At 70.1% G+C, this 1,919-nt stretch carries 1 protein-coding gene; it reads right to left on the bottom strand.

Going from position 1 to position 1,919, the window contains the following annotated elements; translation table 11 throughout:
* The coding region (locus CHC08_RS47765) for a condensation domain-containing protein (protein WP_245879023.1) at positions 1-1,919 on the bottom strand (1,919 nt) is incomplete at both ends.

Consider the following 1,919-nt stretch of genomic DNA (forward strand, 5'->3'; position numbering starts at 1 on the left):
GTGTTCAGCTCGGTCGCCGACAGTCGGGTCTCGCCGCAGACCACCGTTTCGGCATCCGGAGCCGCCGCCACCCGCGCCTCGAAAACCTCGGCCAGGTTGCCCTTGGACATCCAGGCCGTCGTAGCGTTCCATTTCTCCAGTTGCTCGTGCCGTTCCTCCGGCGCGAGCAGTTCCACCTCGCTCACGCGGGCACCCGGATCCGCGACCATCGCCTCCAGCATTCTCACCAGCCGCGCGGCGATCGACTCCGCCGTGCCCCGGTCGAACCGGTCGGACGCGTACTGCAGCACCCCGTCGATACCCGCGGGGGTGGTGTCGGCGGAGACACTCTCGGTGAGGCCGAAGAGCAGGTCGCACTTCGCGTCGCCGAGACCGTACAGCGAGTAGGCGGGATCCGGCACGGTCGTCAGGCCCGGCAGCCCGGCCTCGTCGTCCGGGGTGTTCTTCAGTCCGAGCATCACCTGGAAGAACGGGGGACAGCCGGGGATTCTCGTGGGGTTGAGCGCGTCCACTATCTGTTCGAACGGCACGTCCTGGTGCGTGTAGGCCGCCAGGTCCGTCTCCCTGACCCTGGTCAGCAGTTCGAGGAAGCTCGGGTCGCCCGAGGTGTCGGTGCGCAGCACCAGTGTGGTGGCGAAGAAGCCGACCAGGTTGTCCAGCGCCTCGTCGGTACGACCGGCCACGGCTGTACCGATCGGCACGTCGGTCCCCGCCCCCAGCCGGCTCAGCAGCGCGGCCAGTCCGGCCTGCACGGTCATGAACAACGTGGACTGGTTGGCCCTGGCCACGGTGAGCAACCGCCCGTGCAACTCGGGCGAGAGCCGCAGGGGCACGGACTCGCCTCGATGCCCGCCCGCCGGCGGCCGAGGCCTGTCGGCGGGCAGCACCAGCTCGTCGGGCACCCCCGCCAGAGCCTCCCGCCAGTAGCCGGTCTGCACGCTCATGAGACTGTCCGGATCCGCCGCGTCCCCGAGCAGGTCGCGCTGCCACCGGGCGTAATCCGCGTACCGTACGGGCAGCGGCTCCCACGCAGGAGCCTCACCGCGCGTGCGGGCCGCGTAGGCCAGGGCCAGGTCATGCCTGAGCGGGGCCAGCGACCACCCGTCGATGGCGATGTGGTGAAACACCAGGACCAGCACATGCTCGCCGGGTTCGCCGGGACCGTCGGGACCGTCGGACCGCAATGCGAACAGAAACGCCCGCATCGGCAGCTCGGCCGTGAGGTCGAAGGCGTACAGCGTCGCCTCCTTCACCGCCGTGCCGAGCCCCTCCTCATCGGTCCCCACCACCGTCAACTCGGGTACGGCGTCCAGCACGCGCTGCCACGGGTGGCCGTCCTGGGAGGGGAAGGCCGTCCGCAACGACTCATGCCGCCACGCCACATCCCCGATCGCGGCCTCCAGGGCCGCCCTGTCCAGCTGCCCTGACAGCCGCAGGACCAGCGGGATGTTGTACCCGCCCGGCTCCGCGAGCTGGTCGACGATCCAGAGCTGGTGCTGGGCGAAGGAGAGCGGCGACCGCTCCGAACGCTTCGCGCGGACGAGCGGTGGTCTGACCGGGCCGAGACCGCCGGCTCTCGCCTCCTCGACCCTGACCGCGAGCCCGGCGACGGTGGGCGCTTCGAAGACTGCTCTCACCTGCAGCTCGACGGAGAGCGCCGACCTGAGCCCGGCCAGCACGCGCATGACCAGCAGCGAATCCCCGCCCAGCGCGAAGAAGTCGTCGTCGATCCCGATTCCCGGTACGGCGAGCACCTGTGTGAACAGCCCGCAGAGAATTTCCTCCACCGGCGTACGCGGCGCCGTGCCGGAGACCACCGTCTCAGGTGCGGGCAGGGCGTGGCGGTCGATCTTGCCGTTGTGGTTGAGGGGGAGGCGGTCGAGGATGACGAAGGCGGTGGGGATCATGTAGGTGGGGAG

Origin of the sequence: Streptosporangium subroseum (assembly GCF_900188345.1) — a bacterium.
In the GTDB taxonomy this organism is placed as follows: Bacteria; Actinomycetota; Actinomycetes; order Streptosporangiales; family Streptosporangiaceae; genus Streptosporangium; species Streptosporangium subroseum.